Source organism: Arthrobacter sp. SIMBA_036, from assembly GCF_046535135.1.
Classification (GTDB): Bacteria; Actinomycetota; Actinomycetes; order Actinomycetales; family Micrococcaceae; genus Arthrobacter.
This window is the reverse complement of sequence record NZ_JAWRXG010000385.1, coordinates 1-246: the sequence shown is the minus strand read 5'-3', so window position 1 is coordinate 246 and position 246 is coordinate 1. Positions and strand designations below refer to the sequence as shown.

The 246-nt window shown below is 30.5% G+C and carries 1 protein-coding gene; it reads right to left on the bottom strand.

The window, feature by feature from the left end:
- Positions 1 to 33: 33 nt before the first annotated feature.
- Positions 34 to 246, bottom strand: a 213-nt coding sequence (locus SB659_RS20250; RefSeq protein ID WP_410551727.1) for a hypothetical protein, incomplete at its 5' end; no start/stop codon positions are given.

The following is a 246-nucleotide window of genomic DNA, read 5'->3' as shown; positions in this document are numbered from 1 at the left end:
ATCAAATTTAACCTCATTGGAAACAAATTGTCCTTATCCAAAAGCTTTGGTAGAAGCTTTATAATCTTGTCCTAACTTATTTGTATACTTTTTAGATACATTACCATCTGGGTCGTATTGTGTAACTAAAATATTGGAATTATTATCTCTTTCATACTGATAGGTAGTTAGTCCATCAAGATTGGTTTTAGAAGTTGATAATTTCCCCCAAGTATCATAAGTATTGGTCAAAGTATTTCCTAATGG